We start from the raw sequence: 15,155 nt of genomic DNA, 5'->3' as shown, positions 1-15,155 counted from the left end.
TTGAAACCACTTACGGAGTATCTGGGACTATCCGCCATATACTTCAGGTTTCAACACCCCTACATAAGGAAGATTCCGATACTTCTCCTGATAATCCAGACCATACCCGACAACGAACTCATCCGGTACTTCAAAGCCGACAACGTCTGCTATTACATCAGCGTTGCGTCCCGTCGGTTTATCAAGAAGAGTGACGATCTTAATCGAATTCGCCTTTCTATATTTAAACAAGTCGACAAGATAGGCAAGCGTGCGGCCACTGTCAATAATGTCTTCAATGATCAGGATATCCCGGCCCTCTACTTTTGTATCAAGGTCCTTGACAATCTTGACCTCACCGGAGGATTCCATTCCACCGTGATAGCTGGACACATCCATAAAGTCCATTTCCAAATGCGTCTCCATCCGTTTCAAAAGGTCTGTCATAAAAGGAGTTGCCCCTTTCAGCACTCCGATAGCCAAAGGAAATCGATCCTTATACTCCTCGGATAAACGGGCTCCCATCTCTTTGCATTTCTGCTGGATCTCCTCTTCGGAAATCAAGACCTTTTCAATTTCGTTGTGCATGATTGCTCCTCCTACGCGTCTGCTTTGTTTTTATAATGTAACCGAAGCCATGGACCTGTTGAGGACCTGCCTCCCTGCCTGCCGCCTTTCTTCAGTCCGCCAAGCCAGAGGATTTCCCCTGTCTGATCGGTAACGACCGGCAGTATCCCGCGGGTGCGGGCAGGGATTTTCTGATCAATAAAAATATCTTTTACTTTTTTTGACCCCTTCATCCCTCTGACTTCCATACGGTCTCCAGGCTGTCTGGAGCGGACGATGAGCGGAAGGTTTACGTGATAGTCCTCACATACATAGGTGAAGGCATCAGGCTCTTCCGGCGACCAGCTCCATTCCGCTTCCATGGACGAACCATCCGGAAGGGAGACAGAAGACCCGGGGTGCAGCATGAAACGAAAGGACGGATCCTCGTCTTCATCCGCAAATGTGAAGGTGATCTCATCGTAAGCGCGGACCACTTTCAACCCTCCGGGAAAATCAAGGGAGCGGTTCGGTTTCTCGTCCCTTAACAGGTCCATGAACATTTCTTCATGAAGATAGGAAATGTCTTCGTTTTGCTTCACATACAGATAGTTCAATATTAGATGAAAGGCCGTCCTTTGTAAAGCAAGCGGAAATGTTTTGAAAGTTTGTTTGGAAAATTGTACGAATTTCTCAACATCCTCCAAAAAATGAACACATTCCAACACCTTCTGAGCCTGTTCGTTTATGTAGGAACGCTCTTCCGCTGCCCTTTCACTGAATGCCTGCACATGCTCATGAAGCCGGGGATTCTGCTCCTTCAAAAAAGGCATCACCCTGTGACGGAATGCGTTGCGCGTGTAATCCGTCCGGTCATTAGAGGGATCATGGCGGCTTGGAAGAGAACGGTCATTCATATAATGGAGAAGCTGTTCCTTGGAGACACATAGCAGCGGCCGTACGATTTCACCGCAGGCAAACGGCCGACGCAAAGGGATTCCCCGGACCGCTTCGGGCCTGGCGGAACGGACCATCTGCATCATGAGTGTTTCTGCCTGATCGTCTCCGTGATGCCCCATGACGAGGACATCCGCCTGCCGGGCATACATCTGCTCTTCAAAGAAACGATAACGGAGATCGCGGGCCGCTTCCTGTGTCCCTTTTCCCGATGATTCCTTATACGAACCTGTATCGACAGAGGTTCCATAAAATTCGACACCCCACTGATCCGCCAGCATCTGAACAAAGGTCAGATCCTCCCGCGCTTCTTCTCCCCGCAGGCCGTGATCCACGGACACAGCTGTGAGGTGAAACGGAACCTTTTCTCTCAGCTGGGTCAGCATATGGAGAAGAGCTGTTGAATCCGGCCCTCCGGATACAGCAGCAAGGACAGTCTGTCCCGGCTGAATTAACTGATGTTTTGAGATGAACGAATGGACAACGTGATCCATCAGACGTTCCTCCTGTCTATCTCTATCTTCCCCTATCGTATCACTCTTCTCACCATCTGCAAAAGAATAGCTGTTACAAGAAAAAAGTAAGGAGGGACCCTCCCATAAGCAGAACGGAAAATAAGGTGATGGCCGTTAACTCCCCGGAATCGGTGGTCTTTTTCTTCTGATCTGCGCGGAAATGGACACGTGTTGGAGGCGGTGTTTTGTGCAGCAGTACACCTGCCATATCTCTTTCCATTTCCGACGCATCCTTGTACTTTCCCTTCCAGCCGTTTTGGATGATTGTCCGGTATGGTTTGAGTACAGAAGAAGCTGCCAGTTTCTGTTCGAGCATCTTTCTCGGGGAAGGCCCCCTTTCAAAACGCCCCGCCCCTGCGGTTTCCAGCATAATCATCGTAAGCGCGAATAGATCATAGGAAGGTTCGGCCTTCCTGGAACCCATCCCCCAGTACCCGCGGTCATAGAACTCCGTGTATTCCTTTATCGCCCTGCCCGCTGCTGTCACACCTCCGACGTCAATAAGCCGGACCCGCGAACCGGACACGAGCAGGTTGTCTGTTTTCAAATCGCCGAACACGTAGCCGGCTTTGTGAAGTTTGGCGATATCACCCAGAATTTGAGCTGCGCAAATACCGATCCATTCTTTCGACTTCCCCGCCAAAAACTGAGGCAGGGGCTTTCCTTCTATGTATTCCATCACATAAAAAGGCAGCTGATGCCCCCCGGACATCCGGTAGTCATCCACATCAACAAAAGAAGGCCCAAGTTTTTCCCCTTGGACCTTGCTGAATTTCTTTAGCATGTTCACCTCAAGCATCATTCTGGAGCTGTCGGTTCCCATTTTGAGCGCATACGTCTCCCCCCGTGTCGAGCGGCATTTATAAACGGTGCCGCACGCTCCTGAACCGAGTTTTTCCATGATGATGTAAGGGTTCTTGTTCCACCTGCCGAGGACCTGATGGCCCGGTGAGAAGTTACCAGCCTGTTTCTTCATAAGGATCTTCTCCATCTTCCAGGCGGGAAGGGGCTGATTTGGCAGCAAAAGCATACAGCGCCTCTCGAAGTGCAGGTCCTGTCGGTGTATAGCCGCCGCTGTTCAATTTAGAAAACAAACGATTGACCGCTCCCAGTTCGGGCGTCCAGTCCACCATCTGCAGGATCGTATGTTTCGGATCCGGGAAGGTGTAGACACTGAACTGATTGGACCCTGATCGTGCATTGAGGCTTAAGGACAAATCAAAAAGAGCATCTTTCACTGTAGGAAGCTTATGATGCATGCTTGCACTCACGTCCACGAGTACAAGCACCTCCAGAGCACTGCTTTCCCCAAGCTCATCAACGACTTCCACAACTTCTCCCCGCTGCTCAGGAGGAAGTTCCTCCAGCGATTGATTTTTTCCCAGAATCTCCTGCAGCTCTTTATTGACGATTCCCTGTATCGTCTGGGTCATCGCCTGTTTTGTCACCATCTGCACGGTCTGGGACAGACTTTTTTGATACACGATTTGACTGATGCCCCCGCCTGCCTCGGCAATCGCCTCTACTTCATCAAGCCCCTGCGGCCTGCTGTTCTGCCGGTCGTCGAGAACACCAATCACGTTCACCGTTATCCCCTGGCTTCTTGCCAGTGCCGCCACTGTGGCAGGGTCCTCCCCGTGATTTGAACATCCATCGGTTAACAAAAGTATCTGCTTCAGTCGCCCTGTTTTCATAATGATGCTCCCTCCTGTTTCGTTGCTTCCATCTTCGCCGAAAAGGAGGGGTTCTATACGCGGTCAGGCCTCTTTTTTCTCTGAGGGAATGGACGCCCACTCCGGCAGATAATGATCGATTCTCGCGACGATGATCGTCATATCATCGACAATGTCACCCGAATGGGTACGGATCACTTCTTCCAGGAGCAGATCAGCCATCACCTGTGGATCCTGACTCGATATTTCGCGGATCTTCCGTTTGATCCACATTTCCACGTTTTCAATCTGACGCGGCGCTTCCAGTATGCCGTCGCTCATCATGATGAGGAAGTCCCCGGCTTTCAGCTGTTCACTCCTTACGTCTACATCCACGTCCGGGATAATGCCCATCGGCAGATTCCCGGCTTCAACGGTGTGGATTTTATCTCCTCTTTTTATAAAACTCGGGGTGCTCCCGACTTTAATGAACTTGGATGTCGCCTGATGCAGATCAATCACAGCTAAATCCAACGTTGAAAAAATTTCATCATTCGTACGAAGCGACAGGATGGAGTTAATCGATTGGATCGCTGCTGATTCCTGGATGCCGGACTGTAAAATCTGCTTGAGCAGACGCAGCGTTTCCATACTTTCTTCATGAGCACGTTCCCCGTTACCCATTCCATCACTGATCGCCAGGGCATATTTCCCTCTGCCCAGTTCCATCATCGTAAAACTGTCTCCGGATACAAACCCGCCCCCTTTGGCTGCATGCGCCACTCCGGATTCGATGGCGTAATGTTTGGCAGAGCCGAACGAAAGGTAACACCTGCCCTGCGGATAAGGAGAGATTTCCTCCATCGTTACGACAATCGTCTCCCCCAGAATGTCGGACAATACCGGTGCAATAATTTTCGCTCCTTCTCCGCGGTAATTATCAATTTCTACAATCAGTTCAAGGTCCATGTTCCCTTCATCCAATGAATAGATTTCGAGTTTCTGGATCACCATCCCCATTCGTTCAAGAGCACGATAAATGACATGCTCCTTTTTTTCGTGGTGCTCTCGTTCTTTCACAATCTCCTGAGCGAAATTATCCATCACCTCCGAAACCCCCTGCAGCTGTTCCGCCACAAAGCGCCGGCTCTCCAGCACCTGCCGTTTCAACTGCCGGTTGGCATGATAAAAAGACAACTCGTGATTCATCGTATCAATCAGCTTCTGCGGCTTCACGCAGTGCTGGTCCACACTTTTCCGCAGGCCCCTGCCCGCCTCTCCTTTCTCATCCAGTTCATGCATCAAATCCGTCATCAAATTATGGGTGTCATCAAAGTTCCGCACCCAGCACTTTTCCTTCATGAAACAGGACTGACAGGTCTTTTCTGTGACATGGCTCAAGAAGTAATCGATCTCCTCCGCTTCACCGCTTTCCTCCTTTGGAGACTCTAAATATGTGAAACTTCTTGATAAAGCCTGAAAAACGTCCGAGAACTTCCCGACCCTCACAGCCGTGACATCCCGGACTTTTTGTAAGTATTTCTGCTGTTCCGAAAAATGTTCATCTGTGCCCGGAACATACTTGGACAATTGTTTCACCCAGGAGTTCGGCGTGAGAACAAACAACGCCACGGCCCAGGCCGTTGCCCATAAGGAAGCCGGCAGTTCTGTGTCACTGCCCATATAAAAACCGATTAAAAGGGTGCCGACCACCAGACCGGCACTGACTCCTGCTTTTTTCCCCTCCTTCAAGAGCCCGCCAAGCAGGCCGGAAAAAGCCAGCAGACTCATTTGATAGATATGATCCATATTCGATAAGCTCAGTACCAGTCCTGTGACGACTCCAACGGTTGAACCGATGGCAGCGCCGGCAATATAGGCGAGCAGAATGACAAGGTACCGGGCAAATACATCCACGACGGCTACGCCCTGGATCTGCCACCCGATCAATCCTGTCAAAACGGAAGCGAGTAATATAATGAGGCAGACAATCTCTTCATTTTTCAACGTAGGCTGAAACCTCTGAGGTGTTAAAATCGGGATGCTCTGCATAAAGATAAGGACAAGGATGAAACTCAGTATTCCTTCGGCAGCCATCAATGTAATTTCATAGAGCTGCCAGCGGTCCAGTAAAGCGAGGCTGACGGTGCGGGGGATCAAGCTTGCCATTAATGCCAAAGCCGGGAGCCACTTCTGGGGGTGACTTGTTTTGCGCAGCCCCAGGCTTAAGAGCAAAAAAGCCGTCGACGCCCCTACAATAAACCCCGCATGTGCGTAGCTGTATGTAGATGCCCCTGCTGCCATCATGATCGTTACGGGGATGACGAGCGGACGTTTCATCCACCAGATCACCGACAGGAAAGCGACACCGAAAGGGGCCATGGATGATAGAATGATAGCTCGTCCAAGCAGCAGGGCGAGGACCATGTGGAAGACTCCTTTGTCGGCCATAAACGAAACTGTGCGGAAAGAAGCTCTTTGGAAGCCTTGAACCATTCTTGAACCTCGGACGGCTGATGGACGATTTTCCTGCTTCGAAACTGTTTCTAACATGTTTATCACTCCTTCTTTGTGAAACCTATTAAACCACATGAAGAAGAAGCATTTTGTCAAAACAACAAGAGAGCAGAAACAAAAACTTCGATGCTTTTCTCAGAAGCCGCATCAGATTCTACAAAATGTATGCCGGGCACTTCCATCCCCTCCCAAAAACCCCCTTCTTTCCCTAGCGAAATAAACAGAGTTGTCTGATTTTTTTATTGGTTGTTGACTCTTTTTCTATCATGGTGTACTATATTTTTTGTGACGTTGCGAGACAACATCACTTCAAACACATGGCGGTGTAGCTCAGCTGGCTAGAGCGTACGGTTCATACCCGTGAGGTCGGGGGTTCGATCCCCTCCGCCGCTACTATTTTTTCAAAAACGATATATTGGCCCGTTGGTCAAGTGGTTAAGACACCGCCCTTTCACGGCGGTATCACGGGTTCGAATCCCGTACGGGTCATCGGAAACATTCTTGTCCAGAAAAACGCCTTCCAAATTGGAAGGCGTTTTTTCTATGTCCTTTTCTATGCAGGCCCTCAATAAAACACATCGAATTTCTCCCAGATCGATTCCAGATGCTCGAGACGCTTTTCTGTTTCTTCTTCTTTTTCCCTCCCGATCTGTACGAGCAGTGCCTGAATGACGCTGAGCGGTGCTGTAAACGTATCAATATAAGAATGCATCCGGCTCTTTGCTGTGAGAACCGTATCCGAATAAGCGGAAAGAGGGGAGGAAAGGGTGTCTGTAAGTGCCACTGTTTCCACACCCTCCTCATAAGCGTAGGCAAGGATGTCGACGGTGCTTTTGCTGTACCGTGGAAAACTGATCCCAATCACCACATCCTGTTTTCCCAGACGTGCCAGAAGGTCCGCATCCCTCTCCACGGAGTGAATCATGCGGACATCATCCACCACCTTTTCCAAATAGTAATGAAGGAATCCCCCTAATGCTTCTGCACTCCGGTTCGCAGCAAACCAAATTTTATCAGCCTTCCATAAAGCATGGACCGCTTTCATCAGCTCCTTTTCATCCAGCCTGTTCATCGTCTCTTCCATTTCCCGGATGTCTTCTTTGAGCACAGATTCAAATGAAGGAGAAGGGTTCGTTGTCTTTATCAGCCGTTCACTCGTCTTCCATTGCTGTTTTAAGGATGATTGGATGGCCTTCTGGAATTCTGCAAACCCCCGGAAGCCAAGAGAAACGGCGAACCGTGTGATTGTCGCGTCACTCACCCCGGCCATAGCAGCCAGCCGGCTGACATTCAGGAAAACAACTTCATCCGGCCGGTCCAGCAGAATGGCTGCCACTTTTTTGTGGGAGCGGCTCATCTCCGGAAGAGACCGGCGGATCGTCTCATATACATTCGGTTCATTCTTCACAGCAGCTGTCACCCTTTCACATTCTTCACCGCTTTTTCATGCGCATCTACAGTAAACTGTATGTCTGCTTCCGTATGCACTGTTGACATCGAGTAACGGTTGAGCGGTTTCGTATACACACCGAGCTGAAGCAGCCTCTCATCTACGCGCTTCCTGAACGTCATGTCCACGTGTTGAAGATCACGGTAGTTACGGATATCCCCGTCTGTCATCATCACATTAAAAATACTCCCTGTCCCTACCGTTTTCATTGGTATTCCCATAGCCTTATACAAGTCTTCCAGGTGCTTGCGCAGTTTGTGCGTCTTGGTCATCAGGTTTTCCATGACGTCCCTCTGCTGAAGCAGATCGATCGTCGCCATCCCGGCAGCCAGCACGGTCGGATGACCATTGTAGGTGCCACTGTGGAACAGAGCACGCGGCTGATCGGACGAACTGCCGGACATTACATCATAACTCCGCTTCGGATTCAGGACCTCCATGACGTGCTCTGCTCCTCCGAGGGCCCCGACAGGGAAACCTCCGCCCAGCACTTTTCCGAGTGCCGTCAAGTCAGGGGTGATGCCATACGTTTTCTGAGCCCCTCCGAGAGATAAGCGGAAGCCTGTTTTCACTTCGTCCATAATCAGCAGAATGCCAAGCTCTTTCGTCACGCGGCGCACGCCGTCCATGAATGACGAATCCGCCGGTATGTAACCGCCCTGAACAGGCTCCATCATAAGCGCAGAAATCTCCCCGGCATGCCGGCGCAGGATTCGTTCTGTCGATTCCAGGTCATTAAACGGAAGAATGATGGTATGATCCTGATAATACTCTGGAAGACCACTCGATTCGGGAACCGGATTCGGCTCTTCCGCATCTCCTGCTTCCTTCTCCTCCGGATGGATACTCCATAATACTTGATCATATCCTCCATGATAATGCCCTTCAAACTTTGCTATTTTCGGCCGGCCCGTATAGGCTTTAGCGACTCTCAGTGCGAGCAGCGTGGCTTCCAGTCCTGAGTTGGTATACCGGACCCGTTCCATGCCTGGATATAACGAACAAAGCCGTTCCGCCATCTCAACCTCCCGTTCGTGAGGTGTCCCGTAAATCGTCGTTCCATCCTCCTCCATCTGCCGGATGACAGCCTTTTTGATGGAAGGATGGCCATGCCCGTGAATCAGCGCCCCATAGGAAAGAAGGTAATCCACATAATGATTGCCGTCAGCATCATACAGATGGCTGCCTGAGGCCTTTTTCATAAATATGGGGTGTGGTTCGAAATATTTGATATTCGCGGTCACACCGCCGGGGATGACCTTTTCAGCTCTCGCATAGGCTTCGGCTGACTGCCGCATCCTTCTATGGCCCGGCTGCTCTTTCTGGTTATTCAAAACAAAACCCTCCACATTTTGAGATTATTATTTCATATACAAATTATTATGAAATAATATATTCATACTGATTCCATCATTTCAACCCTGTAAACGGCTCCTGCCCTAGAAAAATAAAAAAAGGAACCCATCCACATTTGGATGGGTTCCTTTTATATAAAAGATGCGCACCTTTTACTCATTGTCCTAGACAGCAAGCTATCCTCTTTTAGCACCTCGACCTCCACGTTTGGACTCCGTGTGCTTCTTCAGTGATGCTAAACGTTCGTCGCTATCCTTGATAAAACGGTTCATCTTCTGTTCGAATGATTCAGCCGGCTTACGAGGTTTTGGCGGACGACGGTTTTGGTTCTCTTTCGCTTTCTTAATGGAAAGACCGATCTTTCCATCATCTCCGACATTAATAACCTTTACTTCCACCTGGTCTCCCTGACTCAGGTGCTCATTAATGTCTTTTACGTAGTTGTCGGCAACTTCGCTAATGTGAACCAGCCCCGTCTTGCCATCCGGAAGCTCGACGAACGCTCCGAAATTAGTGATTCCCGTTACCTTACCCTGCAGCTTGCTGCCTACTTCAATTGACATAAAAAAAATGCTCCTCCTTAAAATTTCGATAAGAATATATCTTCTTATATATTATATATAAGCTTTGAAAAGAGTGTCAATAAGATGGATCCTCATCAGGCATTTTAAAGATAATTTCGCCTTCTTTAGAGAAGAAATAATTGGTCCTGGCGATTTGGAGAACGTACTCCTCATCATTCAGAAGGTCAATTTCCTCCTTCAAATCCTTCTCCTCTTTTTCCAAAACACTCATATCCTGTTTCAACTGTTCGAATTCCTCATGTTTCTGTGCATAAAGTGACTGCTGTTTCACATGGTAAAACACCATGGATCCAGCTACGATCGACACTAACAGGGCAAACATTGCGAGACGGCGTATCAGGCGCTTTTTCTTCCGCTGATGTCTGTCCATATAGGCATCATAATGCTGCATGTATGTAGAATCCAGACGTGCCACCGACTCCTGCTGTCTCTTTGCCATGTAAGTTCGTCCTCCTTTACTTTTTGAATCGTTTTACCCAACTGACCATTATATTCTTCATCTTTTCCAAAAACCCTGCTGATTCACTTAAGTAAATTTTCATGTTTTTCGGCAGGAAACGCCAAATCAATCGAAAAAGCAGTTTGATTGGATAAAAAGCGACAATAAACAATATAATGATACCCTTTAAAAGTATCTTATAAACGCCAAGAAGTAAAGAAATAATAAGGAAAATGATGGATTTCGCAGGGATGTATACAAGATAATACACCGTTTTTTTCAAAAAGGTGAGAACAGCCGTGCAGATCTTTATCCAAAGCTCAAGCGAACGTAAGTAGAGGCTCTGAAATAATGCACGATAAGCGGCGAACCCACATACGACCGCTACAAATACATACACCCGGAGCTCACCGTAATTCACAAGATAAAGCAGGTAAAAAAGAAAGGCCGCCTGAACCAGCCAGAAACCAAGCTGATACAGGAGCTCAAGCCAGCTTTGTTTATTGCGCTTATGAAAAAAACGTTCGAATGTGTCCAGGGATGCTCCCACGAACATCCCTCCCCCGATCATGGACAGGATCGTCATAAACTGCGTCGTGAGGGTCATTTGAACAGCTTGCTAAACAAACCTTTAGCTTTCTCCCCCTGGTGCTCGTCCAAATAAGTCATTTCATGCATTTTTCCTTTTATGGAAACCACCCCGGAATCAAGGTCCAGGTTTTTCATCTGCAGGTTCTGGCCGCGGATGACGAGATACCCCATATTCGTCTGCAGTAGAAACTCTTCACTATCGAAGCTGTCCACTTCTTTGACGCCTGATATTTCAATATTTCTCCGGTTCATAACCTTTACATGATGATCGACCTGCTGCTGAGTCCTACTCCCGTGGTTTTTCTCATAGCTCTCCATCTTAACAGCCTCCTTCTCTTGTACAAACTATGAAAAAAAGAGAAGGATTATGACTTGGAGCCTGCCTCTCTGATCGAAAGGGCTCACACGTAAAAAAGACTGTCGAGAATGCCCTCGACAGTCCGCCTGCCTCCCCCGGGGAGGTGGTTCATCAGATTAATCCTGATTCACAGGTTCTTCCTTTTTGATTTCATATAAGGAAGCTGCTTCATTTTTGTTGACGTTCTCTCTCAAATCCTTAATTTCAATGGTCAGTACCTTCTGGCCGAACTGAATCGTCAGCTCATCGCCGACGGCTACGTTACTGGCCGCCTTGCTCTGCGCGCCGTTGATGCTGATCCGTCCCTGATCGGCTACTTCCTTGGCCAGCGTCCGACGCTTAATTAACCGCGAGATTTTTAGAAATTTATCTAAACGCATGCTTTATTCCGCTCCTTTATGTTTGGCTTTCGCTTGTACCCATAACTCTTCCAAAGCATCCAACTCGTAATCCTCCAGTTTCCTGCCGCTGCGCTCCACCGATTCTTCCATGGACGACAACCTCATCCGGAACTTACGGTTGGTCCGCTGCAGGGCATTTTCACTGTTCAGGCGGTAATGGCGGGCGAGGTTGGCAATGGCAAACAACCAATCCCCGAACTCCTTCTCCATTTCCTCCCGGTCCCCGGAGGTTAGCGCTTCTTGAAACTCCTGCCACTCTTCCTCCACTTTCTCTAAAACAGGGGCAACATCCTCCCAGTCAAAGCCGACCTTGGCCGCCTTTTTCTGCAGTTCCTCCGCCTGCAGGAGAGCTGGGAAACTTTCCGGTACGGAGTCCAAAAGGCGGGGGGATTTGTTTCCCTTTTCCTGCTGTTTGATCGCGTCCCAGTTCGTCAGCACTTCATCCGTCGTGTCTGCCTGAACTTCCCCGAAGACGTGCGGATGGCGGCGGATCATTTTATCCGTTATCGATACTATTACGTCATCAATGGTAAAATATCCTTCATCTTCACCGATTTGACTGTGCAGCATCACCTGCAGAAGCACATCCCCGAGCTCTTCCACCATTTGATCATCGTCCTCCTGGTTGACGGCGTCGATGAACTCGTAGGTTTCCTCGATCAGATACTTCCGCAGCGACTCGTGGGTCTGCTTTCTGTCCCATGGACATCCTTCCGGGCTCCTGAGAATCCGGATCACTTCCCTCAGCCGGAAAAACTGGTGATTGAGAAGGGACTTTTGCAAAGGAGGGACATAGACACTTGTCAGGTTGTCAACCTCCACACTCCTGTCGAGCTCTTCTAAAGGAACCGTACGGACAAGCTCGCCGCTTCCCCCTGCTGCTGTGACAATGGTTACCGGATGCGCAGCTGGAAGATCCTCAAGCAGCGTCAGCTTCACTTCAGATGCGGTCATCGCATCATAGACCTGACATAAAATCAGATGGCTTGTATACATCAGCTGCTCGCGCTTGATATCGGTCGCATCGACGAGCTGGAAACCTTCAATCGGGTCGATGCCGAGGGTGGTGAAGGTGGCATCCAGGAAGCTCTGCCCTCCCTCAATCTCTACGTTTATTTCCCCTTCTTTTTCCTTTTCTAAAAGAAGCTGCACCGTTTTTTCCGCCATCATCGGGTGGCCGGGCACAAGATAGAAAATCTCGTCTTCCGGACGCTCCAGAAGACGGCTGGTGATTTCTTCATATACGCTGCCGAAGCATTCGTGCTCCTCATACACTTCATCAAAGCTTTCGATCGAGAGCCCTTCCTGAAGGAGCTCTGTTACGACAGGATGATCCAGTGTCCTTGCAGTGAGCCGGGCACCGGCCTGCGTCAGCTGCCTGTAAACACCAAGCGGAAGCTGGTCCAGCCCGGAGGCGCCCAGTCCGAAAATTTTAATCGTCTGCATCGTTTTCATCCTTTCGGTAATAATGGAATCAGCCGGTTACTCGAGGGAAGAGCTTCTATCTCCTGTCTTGTAAAACCGCCGGTCCTGATCAGAATCAGTCCGAAGACTACAGCTCCCCCGACTGAAAGAGTCAGAATATAAAGAAGAAGAGGCAGCCGGTCATCCAGGGCGAATAAAGCTTTGATTACTCCTCTGCTTATGTACAATGCTGCAGACATTCCTGCCACGGCAGAGACCAGGGAGCCCCACGGAAGACACCGCCATCTCCATAATGAAAGATCTTTCCTTAAGATTACGATATTTCCAAACAAAACAAAAGTAACAGCGGTTAACGAAGCAAGAGAAGCTCCGTAGATACCGGCTGATGAGATCCATAGAAAATTAGCTGCCCCCTTCACACCGATCCCGGCTATGACAAGAACAGCTGTGTGACGAATCCGGCCGAGTCCCTGCAGGACAGAAGCGGTCGTAATGGACAGTGAACTGGCAATGATAACGAGCATCAGGATACGTAAATAACCGCTCCCGGCAGCATCCTGGAAAAATACCTCGTTCACGTCAGGAAAAAGGAAGATCAACCCGGCGGCGGCTCCGGTGGCTATGTAAAGTGTGATTTTTCCGGCACTCGTAATCGAAGACCGGACCAGCTCCGGATTCTCGTCCATCCGCCGACGTGTCACAGAAGGAATCAAAGCAAGAGCAAGGGAAGAAGCCAGGATCGTTCCCAATTGAATCAATGGCTGCCCCCGGTCATAAATCCCTTTGACAACCTTCGCCTCTTCCGGATGGTACCCGTTCTGGACCAACTGCGGAACAAGAGTAAAGGCATCGACGAGCTGCAGGGACAACAGCAGCATATAGTTAAAGGAAATCAATACTCCGTAAAGCAGGATGTGTCTGCTGAAGGAAGCCCGGACAGGAGAGCGCTGAAAAGTCCATATCCCCCGTTTTTTAACCATCCAAAGGAAAAGTACAAGAGAAGCTGCTGCCGCTCCTGCCATACTTCCATAGGCCGCTCCGGTTCCGATGTGGTACAAATCCCCGCTTCGGGAAACCACAAGAGCCGTGGTGATAATAACAGCTACTCGGAAGACCTGCTCCACGATCTGGGATACAGCGGTCGGAGTCATATCATTTTTCCCCTGAAAAACGCCTCGGAGAACAGAAATCACAGGAATAAACAAAAAGACACAAAAAGATGTGCGGACGGCCTGGGTCAGATGTGGATCGTCCATCCACCGGGCCAGCCGGGGAGCCTGCATCCAGCCCGCAGCCACGATGACCAAACTAAAGGCGGTAAGCAGAAGGAATACAGGCAGGTAAAAAGATGGAAGGGACGCCGGACTGCTGTTGTGGTCCCGGTCGGATATGAATTTTGAAATCGCACCGGGGAAACCGTACAAGGCCAGCACCAGGGCCATTCCGAGAATCGGATAGACCTGCTGATATACGTAAAAACCAAGATCCCCGGTCAGATTCTGCAGAGGCACCCGGTAGCCGGCACTAATGATTTTGCTGATCAAACCAGCCATAGAAAGAATGAAGGCGCCTTTTAAAATAGATGGTGTAGATGTTCGAGTCATTTTGGAACGTTCTCCTCATATGTATGTGTTCAGAACTTCCATTATATCATAGGAAAAGGCCAGACCATCGGCCTGACCTTCGTGTTATTCCATCTGTTTGGCGAGAAAACTTGCTGCCGTCTGGACCGCCTTATCTGCGTCGCTTTCAAGAGGTGCTCCTTCTTTATTGAACGCAATCACACAGCCAATAGGATCTCCCTGGGCGATGATAGGATGAATAAGATAGGAAATGACGTCTTCTTCCTGCCCGCGGACGAATTCCACTGGATCCGGATGCTTTTCAGAAGCCATGGACCGCGAGTCCATGACTTCCTCCACTTTTGACCCGATCGACCGGTTCATGTATTCTTTTTTGCCTCCACCAGCCACAGCAATATACTCGTCCCGGTCACATATAAGAACAGGGGATTCCAGGGACTCACTTAAGGCTTCCGCATATTCCTTCGCAAAATCACCCAGTTCACTGATCGGGGAATATTTCTTCAGAATGACTTCCCCTTCTCTGTCCACGAATATTTCCAGAGGATCTCCTTCACGGATTCTGAGGGTGCGGCGGATTTCTTTCGGAATAACAACACGGCCTAGATCATCAATACGACGTACAATACCAGTTGCTTTCATTCTTTTATGCTGCCTCCTTTTCTGTGATGACTACCTTTCCTTCTCCTGTTGAAGAGCAAGCAGAACAAGCGGGTGATTAACGATAGTATGGGTCAGCAATAAAAACCTATACACCCTTGGTCTGGTTTTTTTCATAAATAATGTAAACCTATCCTCAAGC

At 49.2% G+C, this 15,155-nt stretch carries 15 protein-coding genes and 2 tRNA genes; 2 read left to right on the top strand and 15 right to left on the bottom strand.

Translation table 11 applies throughout. From position 1 onward, the window contains the following. Positions 1 to 27: 27 nt before the first annotated feature. From hpt to spoIIE, 5 genes are all read right to left on the bottom strand, one after another. Complete coding sequence (gene hpt, locus ACXAGL_RS07785; RefSeq protein WP_027953463.1) at positions 28 to 567, bottom strand: hypoxanthine phosphoribosyltransferase; 540 nt, start codon at positions 565 to 567, stop codon at positions 28 to 30. An 11-nt stretch (positions 568 to 578) separates the two neighbouring features. Further along, a complete protein-coding gene (gene tilS, locus ACXAGL_RS07780; RefSeq protein WP_474990727.1) occupies positions 579 to 1,976 on the bottom strand; it encodes a tRNA lysidine(34) synthetase TilS in 1,398 nt (465 codons plus the stop codon). A gap of 73 nt (positions 1,977 to 2,049) precedes the next feature. After that, positions 2,050 to 2,973: a serine/threonine protein kinase gene (locus tag ACXAGL_RS07775; protein WP_474990725.1), complete on the bottom strand. Its 924-nt coding sequence runs from the start codon at positions 2,971 to 2,973 to the stop codon at positions 2,050 to 2,052. Then, positions 2,954 to 3,691: a VWA domain-containing protein gene (locus ACXAGL_RS07770; protein ID WP_474970212.1), complete on the bottom strand. Its 738-nt coding sequence runs from the start codon at positions 3,689 to 3,691 to the stop codon at positions 2,954 to 2,956. The genes ACXAGL_RS07775 and ACXAGL_RS07770 overlap by 20 nt, the downstream gene beginning before the upstream one ends. Positions 3,692 to 3,754: 63 nt before the next feature. Continuing rightward, positions 3,755 to 6,202 (bottom strand): stage II sporulation protein E, encoded by a 2,448-nt coding sequence (gene spoIIE / locus ACXAGL_RS07765; protein WP_474970211.1) that lies wholly within the window; start codon positions 6,200 to 6,202, stop codon positions 3,755 to 3,757. 283 nt (positions 6,203 to 6,485) lie between these two features. Between spoIIE and ACXAGL_RS07760 the strand changes: the two genes are divergently transcribed. Together ACXAGL_RS07760 and ACXAGL_RS07755 are read left to right on the top strand one after the other, a co-directional pair. Further along, positions 6,486 to 6,559, top strand: a tRNA-Met gene (locus tag ACXAGL_RS07760). 24 nt (positions 6,560 to 6,583) lie between these two features. Then, a tRNA-Glu gene (locus tag ACXAGL_RS07755) sits at positions 6,584 to 6,655 on the top strand. A 76-nt stretch (positions 6,656 to 6,731) separates the two neighbouring features. On the opposite strand, the gene ACXAGL_RS07750 is transcribed toward ACXAGL_RS07755, so the two are convergent. The 10 genes from ACXAGL_RS07750 to spoVT all read right to left on the bottom strand — a co-directional run bounded on the left by ACXAGL_RS07750 (position 6,732) and on the right by spoVT (position 14,995). Further along, positions 6,732 to 7,574 (bottom strand): MurR/RpiR family transcriptional regulator, encoded by an 843-nt coding sequence (locus ACXAGL_RS07750; protein ID WP_474990723.1) that lies wholly within the window; start codon positions 7,572 to 7,574, stop codon positions 6,732 to 6,734. Between the two features lie 8 nt (positions 7,575 to 7,582). Then, complete coding sequence (locus ACXAGL_RS07745; protein ID WP_474990721.1) at positions 7,583 to 8,950, bottom strand: aspartate aminotransferase family protein; 1,368 nt, start codon at positions 8,948 to 8,950, stop codon at positions 7,583 to 7,585. Between the two features lie 198 nt (positions 8,951 to 9,148). Next, positions 9,149 to 9,535: a S1 domain-containing RNA-binding protein gene (locus ACXAGL_RS07740; protein WP_027953470.1), complete on the bottom strand. Its 387-nt coding sequence runs from the start codon at positions 9,533 to 9,535 to the stop codon at positions 9,149 to 9,151. Positions 9,536 to 9,611: 76 nt separating this feature from the next. After that, positions 9,612 to 9,995 carry an FtsB family cell division protein gene (locus ACXAGL_RS07735; RefSeq protein WP_281659560.1) on the bottom strand — a complete coding sequence of 128 codons (384 nt, stop codon included), beginning with the start codon at positions 9,993 to 9,995 and terminating at the stop codon, positions 9,612 to 9,614. A 16-nt stretch (positions 9,996 to 10,011) separates the two neighbouring features. After that, positions 10,012 to 10,602, bottom strand: a complete 591-nt coding sequence (yabQ, locus tag ACXAGL_RS07730; protein ID WP_474970208.1) for a spore cortex biosynthesis protein YabQ — start codon at positions 10,600 to 10,602, stop codon at positions 10,012 to 10,014. After that, positions 10,599 to 10,904: a sporulation protein YabP gene (gene yabP, locus ACXAGL_RS07725; protein WP_474970207.1), complete on the bottom strand. Its 306-nt coding sequence runs from the start codon at positions 10,902 to 10,904 to the stop codon at positions 10,599 to 10,601. The genes yabQ and yabP overlap by 4 nt, the downstream gene beginning before the upstream one ends. Positions 10,905 to 11,060: 156 nt before the next feature. After that, a complete protein-coding gene (locus ACXAGL_RS07720; RefSeq protein ID WP_027953474.1) occupies positions 11,061 to 11,324 on the bottom strand; it encodes an RNA-binding S4 domain-containing protein in 264 nt (87 codons plus the stop codon). Between the two features lie 3 nt (positions 11,325 to 11,327). Continuing rightward, on the bottom strand, positions 11,328 to 12,791 hold the full coding sequence (gene yabN / locus ACXAGL_RS07715; protein ID WP_474990719.1) for a bifunctional methyltransferase/pyrophosphohydrolase YabN: 1,464 nt from the start codon (positions 12,789 to 12,791) through the stop codon (positions 11,328 to 11,330). A gap of 5 nt (positions 12,792 to 12,796) precedes the next feature. Beyond that, positions 12,797 to 14,374 carry a putative polysaccharide biosynthesis protein gene (locus tag ACXAGL_RS07710; RefSeq protein ID WP_474970206.1) on the bottom strand — a complete coding sequence of 526 codons (1,578 nt, stop codon included), beginning with the start codon at positions 14,372 to 14,374 and terminating at the stop codon, positions 12,797 to 12,799. 84 nt (positions 14,375 to 14,458) lie between these two features. Next, entirely contained in the window at positions 14,459 to 14,995 is a 537-nt protein-coding gene (spoVT, locus tag ACXAGL_RS07705; RefSeq protein ID WP_474970205.1) for a stage V sporulation protein T, read from the bottom strand. Between the last annotated feature and the right edge of the window lie 160 nt (positions 14,996 to 15,155).

Source organism: Halobacillus sp. ABA4_118 (assembly GCF_056160205.1).
Note: the sequence above shows the minus strand (reverse complement) of the source record. Positions and strands in the feature narration are given on the sequence as shown.